13 protein-coding genes and 1 pseudogene are annotated in these 18,149 nt (G+C 58.0%); 8 read left to right on the forward strand and 6 right to left on the reverse strand.

Going from position 1 to position 18,149, the window contains the following annotated elements; all coding sequences use genetic code 11:
• Positions 1 to 10: 10 nt before the first annotated feature.
• Complete coding sequence (locus tag N8E89_RS20850; protein ID WP_262263047.1) at positions 11 to 1,066, reverse strand: sugar phosphate isomerase/epimerase family protein; 1,056 nt, start codon at positions 1,064 to 1,066, stop codon at positions 11 to 13.
• Between the two features lie 27 nt (positions 1,067 to 1,093).
• The gene (locus N8E89_RS20855) at positions 1,094 to 2,110 is read right to left on the reverse strand and encodes a LacI family DNA-binding transcriptional regulator (protein ID WP_262263272.1); all 1,017 of its coding nucleotides are present in this window, start codon (positions 2,108 to 2,110) and stop codon (positions 1,094 to 1,096) included.
• 318 nt (positions 2,111 to 2,428) lie between these two features.
• On the opposite strand from N8E89_RS20855, the pseudogene N8E89_RS20860 reads away from it, so the two are divergent.
• Positions 2,429 to 3,631, forward strand: a pseudogene (locus tag N8E89_RS20860) (NAD-dependent formate dehydrogenase).
• A gap of 74 nt (positions 3,632 to 3,705) precedes the next feature.
• Here the strand turns inward: N8E89_RS20860 and N8E89_RS20865 are convergent.
• Both N8E89_RS20865 and N8E89_RS20870 read right to left on the reverse strand, forming a co-directional pair.
• Positions 3,706 to 6,816, reverse strand: coding sequence for an efflux RND transporter permease subunit (locus tag N8E89_RS20865; protein WP_262263048.1), 3,111 nt, complete (start codon positions 6,814 to 6,816; stop codon positions 3,706 to 3,708).
• The gene (locus N8E89_RS20870) at positions 6,813 to 8,057 is read right to left on the reverse strand and encodes an efflux RND transporter periplasmic adaptor subunit (RefSeq protein ID WP_262263049.1); all 1,245 of its coding nucleotides are present in this window, start codon (positions 8,055 to 8,057) and stop codon (positions 6,813 to 6,815) included. Before N8E89_RS20870 ends, N8E89_RS20865 begins: the two co-directional genes overlap by 4 nt.
• Positions 8,058 to 8,294: 237 nt before the next feature.
• On the opposite strand from N8E89_RS20870, the gene N8E89_RS20875 reads away from it, so the two are divergent.
• On the forward strand, positions 8,295 to 9,329 hold the full coding sequence (locus tag N8E89_RS20875; protein ID WP_262263050.1) for an ABC transporter ATP-binding protein: 1,035 nt from the start codon (positions 8,295 to 8,297) through the stop codon (positions 9,327 to 9,329).
• On the opposite strand, the gene N8E89_RS20880 is transcribed toward N8E89_RS20875, so the two are convergent.
• Positions 9,330 to 11,081, reverse strand: coding sequence for an ABC transporter permease (locus tag N8E89_RS20880; protein WP_315975734.1), 1,752 nt, complete (start codon positions 11,079 to 11,081; stop codon positions 9,330 to 9,332).
• A 6-nt stretch (positions 11,082 to 11,087) separates the two neighbouring features.
• On the reverse strand, positions 11,088 to 12,062 hold the full coding sequence (locus N8E89_RS20885; RefSeq protein WP_262263051.1) for an ABC transporter substrate-binding protein: 975 nt from the start codon (positions 12,060 to 12,062) through the stop codon (positions 11,088 to 11,090).
• 231 nt (positions 12,063 to 12,293) lie between these two features.
• On the opposite strand from N8E89_RS20885, the gene N8E89_RS20890 reads away from it, so the two are divergent.
• The 6 genes from N8E89_RS20890 to N8E89_RS20915 all read left to right on the forward strand — a co-directional run bounded on the left by N8E89_RS20890 (position 12,294) and on the right by N8E89_RS20915 (position 18,149).
• Positions 12,294 to 13,403 carry an ABC transporter ATP-binding protein gene (locus N8E89_RS20890; RefSeq protein WP_410010442.1) on the forward strand — a complete coding sequence of 370 codons (1,110 nt, stop codon included), beginning with the start codon at positions 12,294 to 12,296 and terminating at the stop codon, positions 13,401 to 13,403.
• A 74-nt stretch (positions 13,404 to 13,477) separates the two neighbouring features.
• Positions 13,478 to 14,614, forward strand: a complete 1,137-nt coding sequence (locus N8E89_RS20895) for an ABC transporter substrate-binding protein (RefSeq protein WP_262263052.1) — start codon at positions 13,478 to 13,480, stop codon at positions 14,612 to 14,614.
• 58 nt (positions 14,615 to 14,672) lie between these two features.
• On the forward strand, positions 14,673 to 15,494 hold the full coding sequence (locus tag N8E89_RS20900; RefSeq protein WP_106665409.1) for an ABC transporter permease: 822 nt from the start codon (positions 14,673 to 14,675) through the stop codon (positions 15,492 to 15,494).
• The gene (locus N8E89_RS20905) at positions 15,491 to 16,303 is read left to right on the forward strand and encodes an ABC transporter permease (RefSeq protein ID WP_262263053.1); all 813 of its coding nucleotides are present in this window, start codon (positions 15,491 to 15,493) and stop codon (positions 16,301 to 16,303) included. Before N8E89_RS20900 ends, N8E89_RS20905 begins: the two co-directional genes overlap by 4 nt.
• Before the next feature lie 4 nt (positions 16,304 to 16,307).
• Positions 16,308 to 17,354, forward strand: a complete 1,047-nt coding sequence (locus N8E89_RS20910; RefSeq protein WP_262263054.1) for a LacI family DNA-binding transcriptional regulator — start codon at positions 16,308 to 16,310, stop codon at positions 17,352 to 17,354.
• A gap of 21 nt (positions 17,355 to 17,375) precedes the next feature.
• The gene (locus N8E89_RS20915; protein ID WP_262263055.1) at positions 17,376 to 18,149 is read left to right on the forward strand and encodes a phosphodiesterase; all 774 of its coding nucleotides are present in this window, start codon (positions 17,376 to 17,378) and stop codon (positions 18,147 to 18,149) included.

Raw genomic sequence — 18,149 nt, forward strand, 5'->3', positions numbered from 1 at the left:
GTCTACCCTCTTAACTCAAACCAAGGATACGGCGATTGGCCGCGTCGTCAGTACCGGCCCCGGCAAAATCATCGAAGGCCCGTTCGGTCACCCGGATCAGGTGGGCATTGATGAACTCAGCGCCTTCGCGCGCACCATCCTCCGGATGTTTCAGGGCACACTCCCATTCCAGCACTGCCCAGCCATCGAAATCATAGGCGGTCAGTTTGGAGAAAACGGCACCGAAGTCCACCTGCCCGTCGCCAAGCGAGCGGAACCGGCCGGCTCTGTTGACCCAGGACTGGAAGCCGCCATACACGCCCTGCCGCCCGGTCGGGTTGAATTCGGCATCCTTGACGTGGAAGGCTTTGATCCGCTCGTGATAGATATCGATATAGTCGAGATAATCGAGCTGCTGCAGGACGAAGTGTGAAGGGTCGTAGAGCAGGTTGGCGCGTGGGTGATTTTTCACCCGTTCGAGGAACATCTCGTAAGTAATGCCGTCGTGCAGATCCTCGCCCGGATGGATCTCATAGGCGGCATCGACACCCTGCTCGTCGAGATAGTTGAGGATCGGCGTCCAGCGTTTGGCGAGTTCGTCGAAGGCTGCTTCGACCAACCCTGCCGGACGCTGCGGAAAGGGATAAAGGAACGGCCAGGCAAGCGCGCCGGAGAAGGTCGGCATGACTTTGAGGCCGAGATGTCTTGAAGCGCGCGCAGCACGCTTGAGCTGGTCCACTGCCCATTCCTGCCGGGCTTTTGGATTGCCATGCACTTCGGGTGCGGCAAAGCCATCCATGAGCTCATCATAGACCGGATGCACCGCAACAAGCTGGCCTTGAAGGTGGGTGGACAGTTCGGTGATGGTCAGGCCATGCGAAGCTGCGACCCCGGCAAGCTCATCACAATAGTCCTTTGAGTCGGAGGCTTTCTTCAAATCGATCAGGCGGCCATCCCACGCCGGGATCTGGATACCCTTATAGCCCAGCGATGCTGCCCATTTGCAGATCGCGTCGAAGGAATTGAACGGTGCCGTGTCACCCGCAAACTGTGCGAGAAAAATGGCTGGTCCCTTGATCGTCTTCATAAGTCTCCTCCTTCAATGTGCCTGCCGTCAGGGCATGTTGTCCCTGAGAAAAATGTCGATGCGGATATGTTCCTGCCCGGGAATGATTGGACGCCCCTCGCGCAAGGCAGTCAATATTCGCGCCGTGCTGCGCGCCATGTGGCCGGCGTCCTGATTGATGAGAGCGTCAACGGTGCCGCGCACCAGATGGCGCCGGGTCGAGGGGGTCAGTTCATGTGCGACGAAAATGACGTCCGATACCCGGCCGGATGCCTCCAGTGCAGCGATGACGCCCGACTGCCCGCCGCCCGCATTGTAAATCGCCACGAGGTCGGGGTGATCCTGCAAAAGCGAACGGCTGACCGCTTCAACCCGCGCGTTCTCGTCACGCGCCTCGCGCACGGGCAGCACTTCGAGATTGGGATATTCGCGTGAAATGATCTGCTCGAAGCCGAACTGGCGCTCGATGTGGTCGCGCAAGGCGAGCGAGCCGGCGATCATGCCGACCTTGCCCTTGCGCGGGCCTACGAAGCGGCCGATCAGCGAGGCCGCTGTGCGTCCGGCGGCAAAATTGTCGATGCCGACAAAATGCGCCCGGCGCGAATTTGGCACGTCGGAAACGAGTGTGAGGACGACGACACCGGCATCGGCCAATGTATTGATGGCCTCGGTAACGGCGGGATGATCGAGCGCGACCACAGCGACACCATCAATCCCCGACGGCAGCTTTTCCAGCGCGGCGGCAAGTGCAATGCCGTCGAAGGTATCGACGTGCTGGATCGAAAGGCGCACCCGTTCCTGCAATTGCCGTTCGCGCGTGGCGCGGAACTCGGCGGCAAGCGCCTGCATGAATTCATTTTCGCCGGTCGGCAAGATGATGCGGAAATCATAGTCACGCCCGCGCGCCAGACGGGACGCATGCGGATCAGGCAGAAAGCCGAGCTGTTTGATGGCCGCGTTGACGCGTTCGATGGTGCGCGCATGCACACCGATCCTCCCATTCACGACACGATCAACCGTTGCAAGACTGACACCGGCTTCTCGGGCGACGTCTTCGAGCGTCATTTTAACCACGAGAAATTCCTCCGACCAAAGTATTAAATCACTCAAATGAGGTGTGCAACTCTTTTTGAGTGGATTTGATGGGAAATCGTGTTGCCTTTCATTTCGAACCTTTGATTTGAATGCGCTCAACTATCGTGAGAGAATTAGGTGTTCTGCAGACAGGCTCACGCAGCGAGGCGATAGCAGAACGGGGAAACACAATGGGCCGGAGTCTCTCGGGCTCGATCCGAGAACCTCCCGCTCACTTCATGGCGTTCCATGGCCCTGACTTTGCTTCGAGCTCTGTCGGGGGTGTTTGCTGTCGGAAAGGAAACGATCATGGCAAAAATAGTCTGTGTTCTCTACGATGATCCGGTCGACGGATATCCAAAGTCTTATGCACGCGACGGTCTTCCAAAAATGGAACATTATCCGGGCGGCCAGACACTCCCCCTCGCCCAAGGCGATCGACTTTCAACCCGGAATGTTGCTCGGAAGCGTTTCAGGGGAACTGGGTCTGCGAAAATATCTTGAATCGCTTGGCCACACTCTTGTTGTCACCTCAGACAAGGATGGCCCGGACTCTGCATTCGAGAAGGAATTGCCTGATGCTGAAATAGTGATCTCGCAGCCATTCTGGCCCGCATATCTGACTGCAGAGCGCATCGCCAAGGCATCGAACCTCAAATTGGCGCTCACGGCGGGGATAGGGTCTGACCACGTCGATCTCCAGGCCGCTATCGACCGCGGCATTACCGTTGCGGAAGTCACCTATTGCAATTCCATCAGCGTCTCCGAACATGTTGTGATGATGATCCTCGCACTGGTGAGAAACTACATTCCTTCCTATCAATGGGTCGTCAACGGAGGCTGGAATATTGCTGACTGTGTTGCCCGCTCTTACGATGTTGAGGGAATGCATGTTGGAACTGTTGCCGCTGGGCGCATCGGTCTTGCCGTGTTGCGCCGGCTCAAGCCCTTTGACATGCACCTTCATTATCATGACCGGCACCGGCTGCCGGATGCTGTCGAAAAAGAACTTGACGTGACATGGCACGATACGGTCGAGGATATGGTCAAGGTATGCGATGTCGTGACAATCAACTGCCCGCTACACCCGGAAACGGAAAACCTGTTCAACGAGAAAATGCTCTCGAAGATGAAACGCGGCGCCTATTTGGTGAATACAGCCCGCGGCAAAATTTGCGATCGCGATGCCATCGCAAGGGCACTGAAAAAGCGGCCAGCTGGCAGGCTATGCGGGTGACGTCTGGTTCCCGCAACCCGCACCGAAGGATCATCCGTGGCGAACCATGCCCTATCATGGAATGACGCCGCACGTCTCCGGGACATCCTTGTCTGCCCAGGCGCGGTACGCCGCTGGAACGCGAGAAATTCTTGAATGCTGGTTCGAAGGGCGCCCCATCCGTGAAGAGTATCTGATCGTCGACGGTGGGAAGCTCGCAGGTGCCGGTGCACATTCCTACAGTGCCGGTGATGCTACAGGCGGGTCCGGAGGAAGCGGCGCGTTTCAAGAACTGATGTTATGGGCCGTCGCTTGGTTTTTCGATGCGACAGCCGGGTCCCTCGGATCAAAAGCGGAAAACTCTTTTCGTTCACTCCGCTGGGGCAGGAGATGCGTGCCCGCCGAAAACCCGGTTCCCCAATTGGCCCAGTGCCCGGGACAGATCTTCCATGTAAAGGAAGATGACTGGCGTAATGAACAATGTCAAAACCTGCGAAACCATAAGTCCGCCGACCACGGCCACACCAAGTGGCTGGCGCAGTTCGGAGCTCGCGCCGGCGCCTATGGCGATGGGAATGGTACCCATCAGGGCGGCGAACGTCGTCATCATGATGGGGCGGAAACGCACGAGGCAGGCCTCCCGTATGGCATCGAACGAGGTCTCGCCCGCCCTTTGACGGGCAAGCGCAAAATCAATCATCATGATGGCATTCTTCTTGACGATACCGATCAGCATGAGGATGCCGATAATCGCAATGACGCTGAGGTCGTAGCCGAACACTTCCAGCGTGGCGAGCGCACCTGCGGCCGCCGCCGGCAGACCGGTGAGGATGGTGAGCGGGTGGACGAAACTTTCATAGAGTATTCCCAGCACGATATAGATCGTCAGGATTGCCGCGCCGACGAGCAGGCCCTGATTGGCAAGTGACTGCTCGAACACTTTGGCAGTGCCCGTGAAACTCGAAGTGATGGTATTGGGGACGTTAAGCTGTGTCTTCAGCGTGTCGAGTTCCTGCAACGCCTGCCCTAGCGCCACGCCCTGCGGCAGATTGAAGGAGATGGTGACGGCGGGCAGCTGGCCCAGCTGATTGACCGCAAGCAAACCCGTCTTGCGCTCCACATGTGCGAATGCCGAAAGCGGTATCAGCTTGCTGGTCGTCGTCGAGCGGATCTGTACCTGATCGAGTTTGTCGGCAGTCCATGGAATTGCGGGATCGAGTTCGAGAATGACCTGGTAGCTGTCGCCGGTGGAGAAGATTGTCGACGCCTGATTGGTACCGAACGCGTAATACAGCGTGTTGCGAAGTTGGTCCGAACTGATGCCGAGCAGTTGCGCCTTGTCCTGGTCGATAACGAGATTGGCCTGCAGCGCATTGTTCTGCAGGTTGCTGGAGACGTCGACGAAGACGCTCCGTTCCTGCTGCATTGCCAGCATGATTTTTTGCGCCCAGGGATAAAGATCAGCGGCGTTGACGCTTTGAAGGACATATTGATATGCCGCGTTGGACGATCCGCCACCAATGCGCAGATTTTGCACCGCAACGGGATAGCTGTTGATCCCCGGTACTTTCGCCAGCGTCCGGCGAAGATCGCTCAGAACGCTCTCAAGCGGCGCACGCTCCGCTTTCGGTTTCAACTCGACAAAGAAACGCCCCTGATTGAGACTGGACGAATTGAAGCCGCCACCAACATTGGAGACGAGGTGTGCGACGTAGGGCCGGCTGGAGATCGCATCGGCCACCTGTTTTTGCAGCGCCACCATCGCATCGAACGAGATGTCCTGCCGCGCTTCGGTCGAGATCGACAATTGGCCGATATCTTCGGTCGGCAGGAAGCCCTTGTTGATGGTATCAAAAAGATAGGCTGTTGCCACCACCGTGAGCAGGAACACGGTCAGAATGACCGGGCGGAAGGCGAGGCACAGATCAAGGACCCGCATATAGCCGGCCTGAACCACGTCGAAAGCGCGTTCCGTCAATGGCCTCCTTGCGCCGACGTGATGCTTTTCATTGCGCAAATGGCTGCACAACATAGGTGTCAAGGTCAGTGATATCAGCGCCGAGGCGATAATGGCGACGGTAACAACGACAGCGAATTCATTGAAGATGCGCCCGACAACGCCGCCCATGAGCAGTATGGGAATAAACACGGCAACGAGCGATGTCGTTATCGAGATGATGGTGAAACCAATCTCCGCGCTACCCTTTAGTGCCGCATCGCGGGGCGACATACCGTCCTCAATGTGCCGCGTTATATTTTCCAGCATGACGATTGCGTCGTCGACGACCAATCCTACCGACAGCGTCAGGCCGAGAAGGGAAATGTTGTCGATTGAAAAGCCCAGCACATACATCGCGCCCAGCGCCGCAATCAGCGAAAGCGGCACCGCAATGATCGGGATCATGGTCGCTGACAGGCGGCGCAGGAATACGAAGATGACCATGATCACCAGGGCAATGGTGAGGATGAGTGTAGACTGCACGTCCGAAACCGCCTGCCGGATCGACGCCGAGCGGTCGTTGAGGATGTTGATACTGGCTGAAGGGCCAAGGTCCTGCGTGAACTGCGGGAGTATGGCTTTGACGCGGTCCACGACATCGACCGTATTGGCACCGGGCTGGCGAAATACCGCCAGAACCAGCGATTGCTTGCCATCATATCTGCTTTCGGTCTGTGTGGTGGCGACTGAATCGACGACCCGTGCCACGTCGCCAAGGCGAACAGGCTTGCCGTTCGGCGAAGCAATGATGATCTGGCGAAACGTATCGGCATTTTGGGCTTGGGTATCGGCCTCGATCGCCATCTGTTGTGTCGGGCTCGATATCGTTCCGACAGGTGCGATCGAATTGTTGGCGGCCACGGCGTTCGTCAATTCGTCCAGACCAATCCCACGCGCCGTTGCCGCATTGGGATCGACCTCGACGCGCACCGCATATTGCTTGGCGCCGAGCACCTGGACTTCGCCCACACCCGTAATCGTCGAAAACGCCGGTGACATCACGTTTTCGGCATAGTCATCCAGTTTTGACAGCTGCATCGTGTCACTTTGCAATGCGACAAGAACCACCGGCGCATCGGCCGGATTGGTCTTCCTGTAGCTGGGCGGTGTGGTCATATTGGCCGGCAATCGCCGCAGGGTGCTGGCGATGGCTGCCTCGACGTCAGCCGCCGCTTGGTCGATATTGCGGTTGAGATCAAATTCCAGGGTGATCTGGGTTGAGCCGAGCGTGCTGGTCGCGCTGATCGTGGAAATGGCCTGGATTGTCGAAAACTGTTTGATGAGCGGCGTCGCCACCGCGTTGGCCATCGTGTCCGGGGCAGCGCCCGGAAGTTTGGCCGAGACCGTTATGATCGGAAAATCGACCTCCGGCAGGGCAGCCACCGGCAGGAACCTGTAGGCAAAAAGGCCGGAGGCGGCAAGCGCAATTGAAAGCAGAATCGTCGCAATGGGCCGGCGTATGAAAATGGATGAAATATTCATCTCGAGGCCTCCACTGAGGCTGAATTGTCTTTGTCGGCAGGCGGCGGGGTACCAGACGCTTGTGCCAGGGTCGTGTGCACCGTGGCTCCATCCTGCAGATGCAGCTGCCCATCAACGACAACCTGATCTCCCGGCTTGATGCCGGACGCTATGACAGCGATATCGCCAACGGTGCTGGCAAGGGTGACCGGCTGCATCGCGACGGTCTTGTCCGCATGGACGATGAAGACGAAGGATCCGTCGTTCCCCTGCTGGACAGCGATCAATGGCACCGTCGTGGCATTCTTGTGAACGGTCAGATCGACAATTGCGGTCACATATTGACCGGGCCAAAGCGCCTCGTCGTCATTGGGCAGGCCGGCCTTCAGCACGACGGTGCCTGAGGCGGTATCGACGCTAGAATCGATAAAGTTCAATGTGCCGGCTGCAATCGTATCCTTGCTCCCGGGTAACTTGATTTGAACATTGGCCGGATGATCGGCTACGGCTCCCCTCAACGCCGGCAGGTCGCTTTCGGCCACGGTGAAAGAGACGCGCAGCGGCTTCATCCTGGTGATCGTCAAGAGGCCGTTTCCGGTGTCGGCCGTGCGAACCAGATTGCCTATCGAGGTGTTGACGACGCCGACACGTCCGTCGATCGGCGCACTGATCGTCATATAGGACAGCTGGACCTGATCGGCTTCGATCTGCGCCTTGTCCATGGCGATGGAGGCTTCGAGCACCTTTACGGCGGCTTCGGCCTGATAGACTTGCTGGGTCGTATCGACGTGGCGTTTTTCAAGATCCTGCGCACCCGACAGATCGAGATTGGCTGCGACCAGGCTTGCCTCGTCCTTGGCAAGCTGAGCCTGATCCTTGTCGATCATGGCGCGGATGGCCCGGTCATCGAGACGAAAGAGCACATCACCGGCTTTGACCATCTGGCCGTCAGTAACGTTGTCGGCAATGACAACACCGTCGATTTGCGGCCGTATGGCGACCGTATCCACGGGCTCGATTGTCCCCACGACGGTTTTGGTGACAGGAACGTCCTCCGCCTTCGCCTCGGCGACAACGACAAGGGGTATGGCGGAACCTTTGCGCCTTTTCCCGGCGGGTGCCGCATCACTATTTGACACCGAGAGCGAAGCGGAAGGCAGTGCGCGTGTATCGGGTGCAGACGCACGCAGCTCGGGGTAGGCAAGGAAATAGCCGACGCCGACAATGACCGGGATAGCAATCACAAGGCCCATACGCTTCATGAGAAATTTCTCTTCCTTGGAAGGTGCACCCAATGCCTCAGCCCTAATCCCTCTGCCAATCATTACAAATTATAGTTTTGTAATGATTGGTGGCTGCGTGGCTGCTCTTTCTATGTCAGGTATAGGCGCCGATTGGGTTTTTCGCCGGATGCCGTGTCGATATCAAATGCTCGTCACACATTTGTTACAGCTTCGGGCCATAGGCGGGATGATTCAGACAAAATTGAAAAGCAGTGCATGACCGAAATTTCTGTCCAGAACCTGACGAAACGCTTTGGCGGAATCGCCGCGCTCAGCGATATCTCGCTCAGTTTCCCAACCGGCTCGTTTACCTCGCTCCTCGGCCCCTCCGGTTGCGGTAAAACGACGTTGCTGCGCGTGCTGGCCGGCTTTGAAGCGCCGGATGCCGGGCAGATTGCATTTGGAGACGAGGTTATTGCCGATGCCCGGCAGCAAAAATTGCCGGAAGAGCGCGGTGTCTGTGTGGTGTTCCAGTCCTATGCCTTGTGGCCTCATATGGATGTGGCCGAAAACGTCGCCTACCCGCTAAAGACACGCAAAGTCGCCCGCGCCGAAATTGTCGGCCGCGTCGATGCCGTGCTTGAGAGTGTGGATCTTACCGGCTACGCCAAGCGGCGGATCGAGGAACTGTCCGGCGGCCAGCGCCAGCGCGTGGCCCTCGCCCGCTGCCTGGTGGCGGATGCCAAGATCATTCTCTTCGACGAGCCGCTTGCCAATCTCGACATGCACCTGAGGGCCTCCATGGTCGAGGCATTCCGTGATATTCATCGCCGCACGCGCGCGACGATCGTTTATGTCACGCACGATCAGTCGGAGGCGCTGGCTCTGTCCGACCGCATCGCTGTGATGAATGCAGGAAGCATACTGCAGGTCGCCGCCCCCGCCGAAGTATACCATTCTCCATCCGACGAGACCGTTGCCGGGTTCATCGGACGCGGTGCGGTCGTGTCCGCAATGGTCATGCAGCGCAATGGGTCGTCGACCGTTCTCGACATTGGCGGTCAACGGGTGAAAGCGCGCGGGCAAGCCCACGGCGCTGACCGGGTGCGGGTTTTGCTGAGACCGGAAGCGATTAGCCTTTCCGATGAAGGCCTTGCTGCGGTTGTGAAGGAAACGACCTACCGAGGCCCAGTGCACGAAACGCAGTTGGAACTTATCAATGGGGAACGCTTGACTCTCGATTGCTCCACGGCGGTCGCGATTGGCGAAAAAGTTTGCGTTGCCGTCAGCGACGCCTGGATCATTCCATAACTAGCGCCAGGGCAAAACGCCTGCGGGCAGTTTTTTTCCAAGCCGGTCGAGAAGGAACAGAAGCAGGGTCACGACAATAATCGTGGTGACGGCTATTGCCGCTGCCTGGGTGCCGAGACCGGCCTCCTCCAGGCTGAACAGCACGACGCCGAGCGTCTCATTGCCGCTGGACCATAGCAGTGCCGAGACGGTCAATTCATTGAAGGCACTCATGAAGACAAGCAGCGCGCCTGCAACAGCTGCTGGTGCGGCCAACGGCGCAGTGATCGTCAGCATCCGGCGCAAGGGGCGAGCGCCGGAGACGGCCGCGGCTTCATCGAGGTCACGGGAGATTTGTCCAACGGCCGTGGCGACAGGCTTCATTGCCAGTGCAAAGAAACGCATGAGGTAGGCAGCAAGGATGATCCAAGCCGTGCCGTAAAGGCTACCCACCAGGGGCAACGGCCGCAGGAACAGAAGAATGCAGGCGATGGCGAGAACGATGCCCGGCAATGCGTAAGGCAGTTCGATGGCACCGTGCAGCACCCGTTGCGACAGGCGTGAGAACCGCTCGATGCCGATTGCCAGGGGAATAGCACCAAAGGCAAGGATCAGCGCGGCACTTCCTGCGAGCATGGCCGAATTGCGCAAGGCACGGCTGGTCGAGGCCTGACGGAAGAGGACTTCCTCGAAATTGGAGAATGTCACCGTTGACCAGGTGAGCGGCACGCCGAAAGATGGAATGAGCGCCGTGGTTACCAATGCCAAAGCTGGCAGGACCAGCATGAACAGGATGGCCAGCCAGCCAAGCAATGCGAGTGGCAGCCGCCAGCGCCCAAGGGCAAAGCGCGCGGGCATGCCTGCCGTGAAACGATGACCCGTGCGCCGCATCGCCAATGCTTGCAGCGTTACACCAAGCAGAGCAAGCATGGCGATCAAAACCGAAAGTGCCGCTACCTGCGGCAGGACGCTCGGACCGAAACTGGCGATCCGTTGATAGATCAGTGTGGTTAGTGTCAGATAATTGACCGGCATGCCGAGAAGTGCAGGAATGCCGAAATTGCCCACGCCGGAAACAAATGCCAGGGCAGTGGCGGCGACGAGATAGGGGCGGACCATTGGCAGGACGATCGTCAGAAGCGCGCGGCGCGGTGATGAACCGGATGAGCGCGCCGCCTCCACCAGTTCTCGCGGTACCCGGGAAAGCCCTGCGCGCAGCGTGACGAAAACAATCGGCGCATGCTGGATGGCATAAAGAAGAATGATGCCATTGCGCCCCCGCAGTGGATTGGCCGTACCGGGCGTTGGCGCAAGGCCAAAGGCACCTAACAGCGTGCTGGATGGCCCAAACAGATGCAGCCAGGAGAGCGCCATGACCTGAGGCGCGATCATCAGCGGCAGCAGAAGCATAAAGCCCAGCGTCCGGCGCCCTGGCAGATCGGTCATTGCAACGGCGACCGCGAAGGGCGCGCCGATTGCCAGCGCCAGCAGAGCGCCGAAAAAGGCAGTGTCCAGTGTATTCAACGTGGCACGGACGGCCGAGGGGCCTGTGAGACGGCTGCCAAGGGCTGCAAGGTCGATTTCTCCGCCGGGGGCGATCGCGGTGAGCACCAGGCGCAGGACCGGCAGCAAGCTCAACAGAAAAATGATGGCGAGAATGACAAGGCCAGAGAGCTGGACGTTGCGCGAGAGTTTTTGCCAGATCTTTGCCAGCAGGCCCGCATCGATGGATGCGGGCCTTTTGTGATCGCTTATGGATTGGGTGACAGCCAAGGATGCCTACTGCCCCATGACTTCGCTGAATTTTTCCTTGTTGGCCGTATCATTCGCCAATGCGGCGGCGGCGTCGTAGGTCAGGACCTTGATCGATGAACGGTCCGGATAGCCGGCCGGCAGGCCGGCATCGGCGCGCGCCGGAATATAGCCCTGCTTCACAGCAACTTTCTGACCTTCCTCCGATAGGAGGAAATTGACGAATGCTTTTGCCGCTTGCGGGTTCTTTGCGCTCGAGAGAATGGCAACCGGCTCGGTGACGGCGGAAACGCCCTCTTTCGGGAAGACGAACTCGACCGGTGCGCCCTTGGCCTTTTCGCGGATCGGCATGTAGTCGACGATCATGCCATAGAGCTTGTCACCGCCGCTGACGGCCTTCAAGACATCGCCATTGCCTCCGGCTGCCTGGGCACCGTTCTTTTCAAGTTCAGCGTAATAATCCCAGCCTTGCGAAAGATTGCCGGTCAGCGTCACCGTGTGGATCATCGCCGCGCCGGAACTGAGCGGGCTCGGCATGCTGACAAGGTTCTTGGCTTCCGGCTTCGTCAGATCGCTCCAGCTTGTCGGAACGAATGGAGCCTTGGTGTTATAGACAATACCTGTGGTGATCAGCTTGGTGGAAAAATAGGTTCCGTCCTTGTCGATCAGCGCCGCGTCGATGCCTTTGGTATCGGCGTCCTTGAATGGCAGCAGGCGCCCTTCCTTCTTCAGCCCTTCCATTGTGACGACATCCGAGATCAACAGGACGTCTGGCTGGGGATTGCCTGCTTCGATTTCGGCGCGCAGCTTCGCCATGATCTTGGGCGTACCGTCGCGCACCCATTCGACCTTGATGCCCGGGTTCTTGGCCATGAAAGCATCGGCGGTCTGCTGAGCATCGGTATTGGGTTGGCTTGTATAAAGGACGAGCGTGCCTTCGGCCGCAAATGCCGGGTGAAGGCCTGCGGCCAAGAAGATGGTGGCAGCGAGAAGTTGGCGCATGATAACCCCTTGTGGATGATGGAACCCGCTACGCACGAGCGCAGGTTCATAATGATCGGCCACCTCTATACAAGCCGGATAACGGTTCTATGACATTCGTACAAAACGATGATCCTGTCGAGCCTGGACGGCTGGTGTATTCTCCGTTGAAAATTTTTCACTTGTCACGCCGCTGTTATAAACCGACAGTACAAAGAAAAAATTGCGCAGCTGTGCAATCGGGGATGAAACATGAATATGCAGGCTTTCCTCAGGGTGGAGAAGATGAGCGTCGGCTATGGCACAACGACGGTCCTCGACAATCTTGACCTTGGCATTGAAAAGGGAGAATTCGTCGCTCTTCTCGGCTCGTCCGGCTGCGGCAAGACGACTTTGCTGCGCACGATTGCTGGCTTTGCCAAGCCCTTTGCAGGTTCCATCCAGGTTGCTGATCGCAATGTGACGCACATGCCGCCGGACAAACGCGGCATGGCGCTGGTCTTTCAGTCCTATGCGCTGTGGCCGCATATGACCGTCGCTCAGAATATCGGTTATGGCCTGAAATTGCAGAAACGCTTCCGCGGCGATATCGACGCCCGTGTTTCAGAAATGCAGAACCTGCTCGGCCTTTCCGGCCTTGGCAATCGCAAGCCGGGACAGCTTTCCGGTGGCCAACGGCAGCGGGTAGCACTCGGCCGCGCGCTGGCGGTGGATCCGGAGATTCTTCTGCTCGACGAGCCGCTGTCCAATCTTGACGCACGTATCAGGCTGACTGTGCGCCATGAAATCCGTTCGCTGCAAAAGCGTCTTGGCATCACGGCGATCCATGTCACCCATGACCGTGAGGAAGCCATGGTGATGGCGGACCGTATCGTCATCATGAATGCGGGAAGGATCGAGCAGCAGGGATCGCCGGAAGAGGTCTACAACAAGCCCGCCTCCCCTTTCGTCGCTGCCTTCATGGGCGCTGAGAACCTTTTGTCCATGCAGGTGAGCGTTAAGGGCGAACAGATCGTATTGCAGGAAGGCGCCTTCAATGCATCCACGGCGATGGCCCGTGCGGGGCGAAGTTTGGCGACCGGGCCAGTTGAACTGCGGTTCCGTGCGGAGGCAGCAAGCCTCACAGGCAATGGTGATGGTGCAGCCCTCGAACCGGGCGCGCTGGAATTGCGCGGACAGGTGGCGAGTGTCAGCTATCCTGGCGGGCATTGGCGCCATGCAGTGCGTCTCGGCAAGGATGAGATCCTTGTCGACGCCGATACCCCCTTTGATCAGGGAGCAACCGTGAAAGTGCGTATTCCCGCGCAATCGCTGTTCATCTTCAATACGCCGTTACGCCCGGCGGGCCCGCATACGCTTTGAGAAATTTGGCAGTCCATGAACAGGCTGCCATCCACAAGAGTGCCACTTAACCATGTTTGCTCAGGGAGTTCACGATGAAAAAGCTTCTACAGGTTTCCCTTTTCCTCTCTCTGGCGGCAACACCCGCTGGTGCCGCCGATCTTACGGTTTTGACGGCCGGCGACCAGAACATGGTCGATTACGTCAACGACTACCTCGGGCCGATTTTCGAGAAGGAAAATCCGGGCACGAAAGTGCGCGTGGTTGGAACGGGACCCGGTGACGCCGGGTCACAGAAAATCGTCGAGCGTTTCGACGCGCAGGCAAAGGCCAATGTGGATAAATGGGATGCGGATGTTGCCGTCGTCCACGAAAAATTCGCAGGCCCCTTGGTCAAGCAAGGCTATCTTGAATCCTACCGCGCCAAGATTCCTTCCGGCGAAATGGTCACCAGCGAGAAAGCCAAAATGGCGCTCGGTGCCAATGTCGATGGCTATGTCATGCCGATGTTCGCCAGCCAGACCGCCATCGCCTATAATCCCGCGCTGATCCCCAATCCGCCCAAGAGTTACGAAGAACTCGTTGCCTGGGCCAAGCAGAACCCCAAGCAGTTCGGCTATAACGGCATCAAGGGCGGCGCTTCCGGCGTCAGCTTCGTCATGGGCTGGATCTATGCCTTTGGCGACGGCGATGCCAACAAGCTGATGAACGGACCGTTCGAGGAAGCCGAGACAAAGAAGTGGGACAAGGCTTTTGCGAGCCTGAAGGACTTCACTACCAATGCCACCCTCACCCCGGGAAATGCCGGGACATTGGACATGCTGAGCCGCGGCGAGATTGCCATGGGACCGGTCTGGGTTGACATGTTCTATTCCTGGCAGGCCGACGGCAAGCTGCCTCCGGAGATGAAGCTGTTCCTGCCAGCACCAGGCATGCCGGGCCAGCCAATGCACTACGTCATTCCGGCCAAGAGCCCGAACACGGAACTGGCCGAGAAATTCGTGGCTCTCGCCACCAGCCCCAAGATTCAGGCAGAAGGCATCGTCAAGCGCTTCAACTGGTATCCAGGCATCGACGCCAAATATGTGCAGCCGGAACTCGACAAGGCAAGCTGGGACAAGCTGTTCGTGGATATATCGCCAGACGATCTGGCTACCAAGGGCAAGCCATTCCCGATTGCACCCTATAACTCGGCGATCCTTGAAGCTTACGAAAAGAATGTAGCCAACTAAGTTTTATGAATTCGGGGATTGCCGATCGGCGATCCCCTCCCCTTTCCCGGATATCTCTATGCCGAAACGCCTTCTCGCTCTCCTCCTGGTCCTGCCGGCACTGGTCATGATCGTGCTGTTTTTCATCGTGCCGCTTTTTGCTTCCATTGTTGGTGCATTCGAGGTGGGCGAAACCTTCGGCTTAGGCAATTTCAGTAAATCATTTGAGCTTTATTCCAGCGACATGATTTTCACCGTCGTCATTGTCGCGGTTTCAACACTGCTAATCGGGTTTTTTTCAATCGCGATCGGTGGCTATCTGACACTTGGTGAGAACCCGCGCGCCGTTGCACTGCTGCGCTGGCTCTATCGCTGGCCCATGTTCATTCCCTTCATTGTCGTCGGCCAGGTCCTGCGAACGTTCCTGGCCAAGAATGGCCTGATGAACAATGTCCTCGTCAGTCTTGGCATATTGACCCCGCTGCAGACGGTGGGTTTTCTCGACTGGCGTGGAATCGTCATCGCCTTCGTCTGGAAGCAGACGCCCTTTGTCACCCTCCTCCTTGCCGGGGCCATGGCCTCGCTTGATCGCAGTACCATTGAAGCTGCCCGCAATCTCGGTGCTTCGCGATTGCGCATCCTGATTGAAATTGTGCTGCCACAGGTCGCCCCGACTTTGCTGGTGGGGTTGATCCTGTCCTTCGTCACAATGATGTCCGTTCTTTCCGTCCCGTTGATGATCAACGCGCAATCGCCGACGATGCTCACGGCCGATATCGCCTTTCGCATCAACGCGCATGGTGACTATGGTGTGGCCAATGCGCTGGGTCTGATTTCGTTGTTACTCACAGCCGGCGTCGCATTGATATATCTGAGGCAATCGATGAAGGAGCGCGCATGATGACTCGCATCGATTTTTGGTGGCTGCCACGCGCATTCGTCCTTGGTCTTCTCGCATTCGTCATTTTTGGCCCGCTGACGAATCTCGTTCTATGGACGGTGGCGGAGAAATGGTACTTCCCGCACATGCTGCCGCTGGAATATGGCTTCAGTTTCTGGCAGCGGGTATTTTCGCCGCGCGGCAATGCCATGGAATCTCTCATGACGAGTATTGTGATCGCGGCGCTGACTGTCATTGCCTCGCTGGCACTGGCAATTCCGGCGGGCTATGCGCTATCGCGGTTGAAGTTGCCGTTCAGAGGACTGATCCTCTTGGCATTTCTGATCCCGCAGGCGTTTCCCAACCTTCCGGTCTATGTGAATATTGCCCGGTTTTTCTACCAGATCGGACTTAACGGAACGATTGCCGGCGTGGTGATGGTGCATGTCACGCACGGACTTGTTTATGCTGTGTGGATCGCGACTGCGGCGTTCTCTGCCGTCGACATCGACCTTGAGGAAGCGGCTCGTTCCATTGGTGCGGGCCCGTTCCGTGCCTTTCGCGATGTGACGCTCCCCCTCGCCGCACCCGGCCTGATGGCGAGCGCCATTTTCGTCTTTCTCGAATCGCTCGATGAATTCACTGGCAGTTATTTTGTCGGGGCGCCGGATGTGAACACGCTGCCATTGCTGCTCTACACGGCGGGGTCGGGAGGCAATTATCAGATCGCTTCGATCACCGCTCTGTTATTGCTCGTTCCCTCGATAGGCTTCATGCTGGTGGTAGAGCGATTCTTGCGCGCGGATGTGCTTTCCAAGGTTGGGCATTAGACAAATGAGTTCCAAGGGTAAGAAATCGTCGAAGGACGACAAACAATATGTCAGCGCGCTGCAGGTGGCAAAACATGCAGGCGTGTCGCGTTCGGCGGTCTCGCGGGCATTCACACCGGGCGCCAGTGTCTCGGCCAAGAAGCGTGTGAAAATCCTGGAAGCCGCCGAAGCGCTGGGCTATCAGGTTAACGACCTGGCACGCGGTCTTCTGGCACGCAAGAGCCGGCTTGTCGGGCTTGTGGTTACCAATCCCGAGCTCGGTTACCGGTCCCATCTCGTCGCAGCCCTCACCAAGGCGCTCATCCATCGCGGCAGTGTCCCCATCGTCATCAATACCGGACGCACGGAGGAGGAACTCGTCGCAGCTCAGAAAACGTTGTTCGGCTATCGGGCCGAAGCGACGATCATCCTGTCCGGCTCGCCGCCCTCGTCCTTTGTCGATCTCGCCCGCCGCAATGGACAGCCATTGATCGTGCTTGGGCGTTCGGAAACCGGCGCGGATGACGTCAACATTGACAATAAAGGTGCAGGCCGCGAGGCGGCCCGGTTTTTCCTGGCCGGCGGGCACAGGAGACTTGCTTTCGCAGGGGCGCTGTCGCGCACACCGACAACAGTCGAGCGCGAATATGGTTTCCGCCAGGAGGCAGAGCGGCATGGCGCCGCCGTGATGATCGGCAACGGCAGCAATTCAAATTATGCTGGCGGCCAGGAAGCGGCTCAACAGCTGTTTTCAGGCGAGACCAGGCCCGATGCTGTGTTCTGTGTGAATGATCTGGTGGCCTTCGGTTTGATCGATTATGCCCGGCGGCATGCCAGGATGTCGATCCCTGACGACCTTTCCGTCATCGGATTTGACGACATCCCTGAAGCTGCCTGGGATGCCTATAATCTGACGACATTCAAGCAGGATGCTTCCGTCATGGCCGCCCATGCCGTGGCTTTGCTTGATCGCCGCGAGGCAGATCCAGATCACCCGCCCGTACACGAACGCTTGAGCACGCGCCTTATTCAGCGTGCCAGCACCCGCGTTGCCGCGGCATTGCACCCCTGACCATTCTTGTCGAGACAAACCATGAAAATTATCCAGGTGACCGATCTGCATCTCGTAACGCCGGGTCAGACCTTGTGCGGTCTTGATCCTTTAGCGCGGCTTCAGGCGTGCATCGCCGACATCAATCGGAATCATTCGGACGCTGAGCTGGTGATTTTTACCGGCGATCTGAGTGAGACGGGCGAGAAAGCCACCTATCGCGCCCTGGCTGTCGAACTGGTCAAGCTTGGTCCTCCTGCCAGATTGATGCTTGGCAATCATGACGATCGAAATGCATTCCTTGACGTCTTTGACGGGGTCCGATCAGAGGATGGCTTCGTCCACGGCGTGGAAGACACCAGGGAGGGACGATTGATCATGCTCGATACGCTGCTTCCTGGCAGGCCAGAGGGCCGATTGGACGAAGCGCGCTTGCACTGGCTGCAGAAGCGTCTTGAAGCGGCAATGGATCGCCCGGTGTTCCTCTTTGCTCACCATCCGCCTTTTCCCATTCACATGCCGCTCCTGGACAGGATGGGCATTATCGAGGCGGATGCGCTCTATGATCTCCTGAAACAGCACGGCAACGTTCGACACATCTTTGCTGGCCATGCACATCGGCCGATTGCCGGCAGTTGGCGAGGCATTCCCGTCAGTGTGCTGCGCGGCACCAATCATCAGTCGGCGCTCGATTTCTCACCAGACAGGATTGCCGTCACGCACGAGCCTCCGGCCTATGCGGTGATATTTATCGACCGCAGCAGCGTCATTGCGCACTTCCACGATTTTCTGGATCAGACGGCCAGCTACCGCTGA

This window comes from Phyllobacterium sp. A18/5-2 (assembly GCF_025452215.1).
In the GTDB taxonomy this organism is placed as follows: domain Bacteria; phylum Pseudomonadota; class Alphaproteobacteria; order Rhizobiales; family Rhizobiaceae; genus Phyllobacterium; species Phyllobacterium sophorae.

Excerpts from the sequence above, each read along its gene's own strand:
- N8E89_RS20850 (WP_262263047.1), bottom strand. The coding sequence starts at position 1,066 with ATGAAGACGATCAAGGGACCAGCCATTTTTCTCGCACAGTTTGCGGGT.
- N8E89_RS20855 (WP_262263272.1), bottom strand. The coding sequence starts at position 2,110 with ATGACGCTCGAAGACGTCGCCCGAGAAGCCGGTGTCAGTCTTGCAACG.
- N8E89_RS20865 (WP_262263048.1), bottom strand. The coding sequence starts at position 6,816 with ATGAATATTTCATCCATTTTCATACGCCGGCCCATTGCGACGATTCTG.
- N8E89_RS20870 (WP_262263049.1), bottom strand. The coding sequence starts at position 8,057 with ATGAAGCGTATGGGCCTTGTGATTGCTATCCCGGTCATTGTCGGCGTC.
- N8E89_RS20875 (WP_262263050.1), top strand. The coding sequence starts at position 8,295 with ATGACCGAAATTTCTGTCCAGAACCTGACGAAACGCTTTGGCGGAATC.
- N8E89_RS20885 (WP_262263051.1), bottom strand. The coding sequence starts at position 12,062 with ATGCGCCAACTTCTCGCTGCCACCATCTTCTTGGCCGCAGGCCTTCAC.
- N8E89_RS20890 (WP_410010442.1), top strand. The coding sequence starts at position 12,294 with ATGAATATGCAGGCTTTCCTCAGGGTGGAGAAGATGAGCGTCGGCTAT.
- N8E89_RS20895 (WP_262263052.1), top strand. The coding sequence starts at position 13,478 with ATGAAAAAGCTTCTACAGGTTTCCCTTTTCCTCTCTCTGGCGGCAACA.
- N8E89_RS20900 (WP_106665409.1), top strand. The coding sequence starts at position 14,673 with ATGCCGAAACGCCTTCTCGCTCTCCTCCTGGTCCTGCCGGCACTGGTC.
- N8E89_RS20905 (WP_262263053.1), top strand. The coding sequence starts at position 15,491 with ATGATGACTCGCATCGATTTTTGGTGGCTGCCACGCGCATTCGTCCTT.
- N8E89_RS20910 (WP_262263054.1), top strand. The coding sequence starts at position 16,308 with ATGAGTTCCAAGGGTAAGAAATCGTCGAAGGACGACAAACAATATGTC.
- N8E89_RS20915 (WP_262263055.1), top strand. The coding sequence starts at position 17,376 with ATGAAAATTATCCAGGTGACCGATCTGCATCTCGTAACGCCGGGTCAG.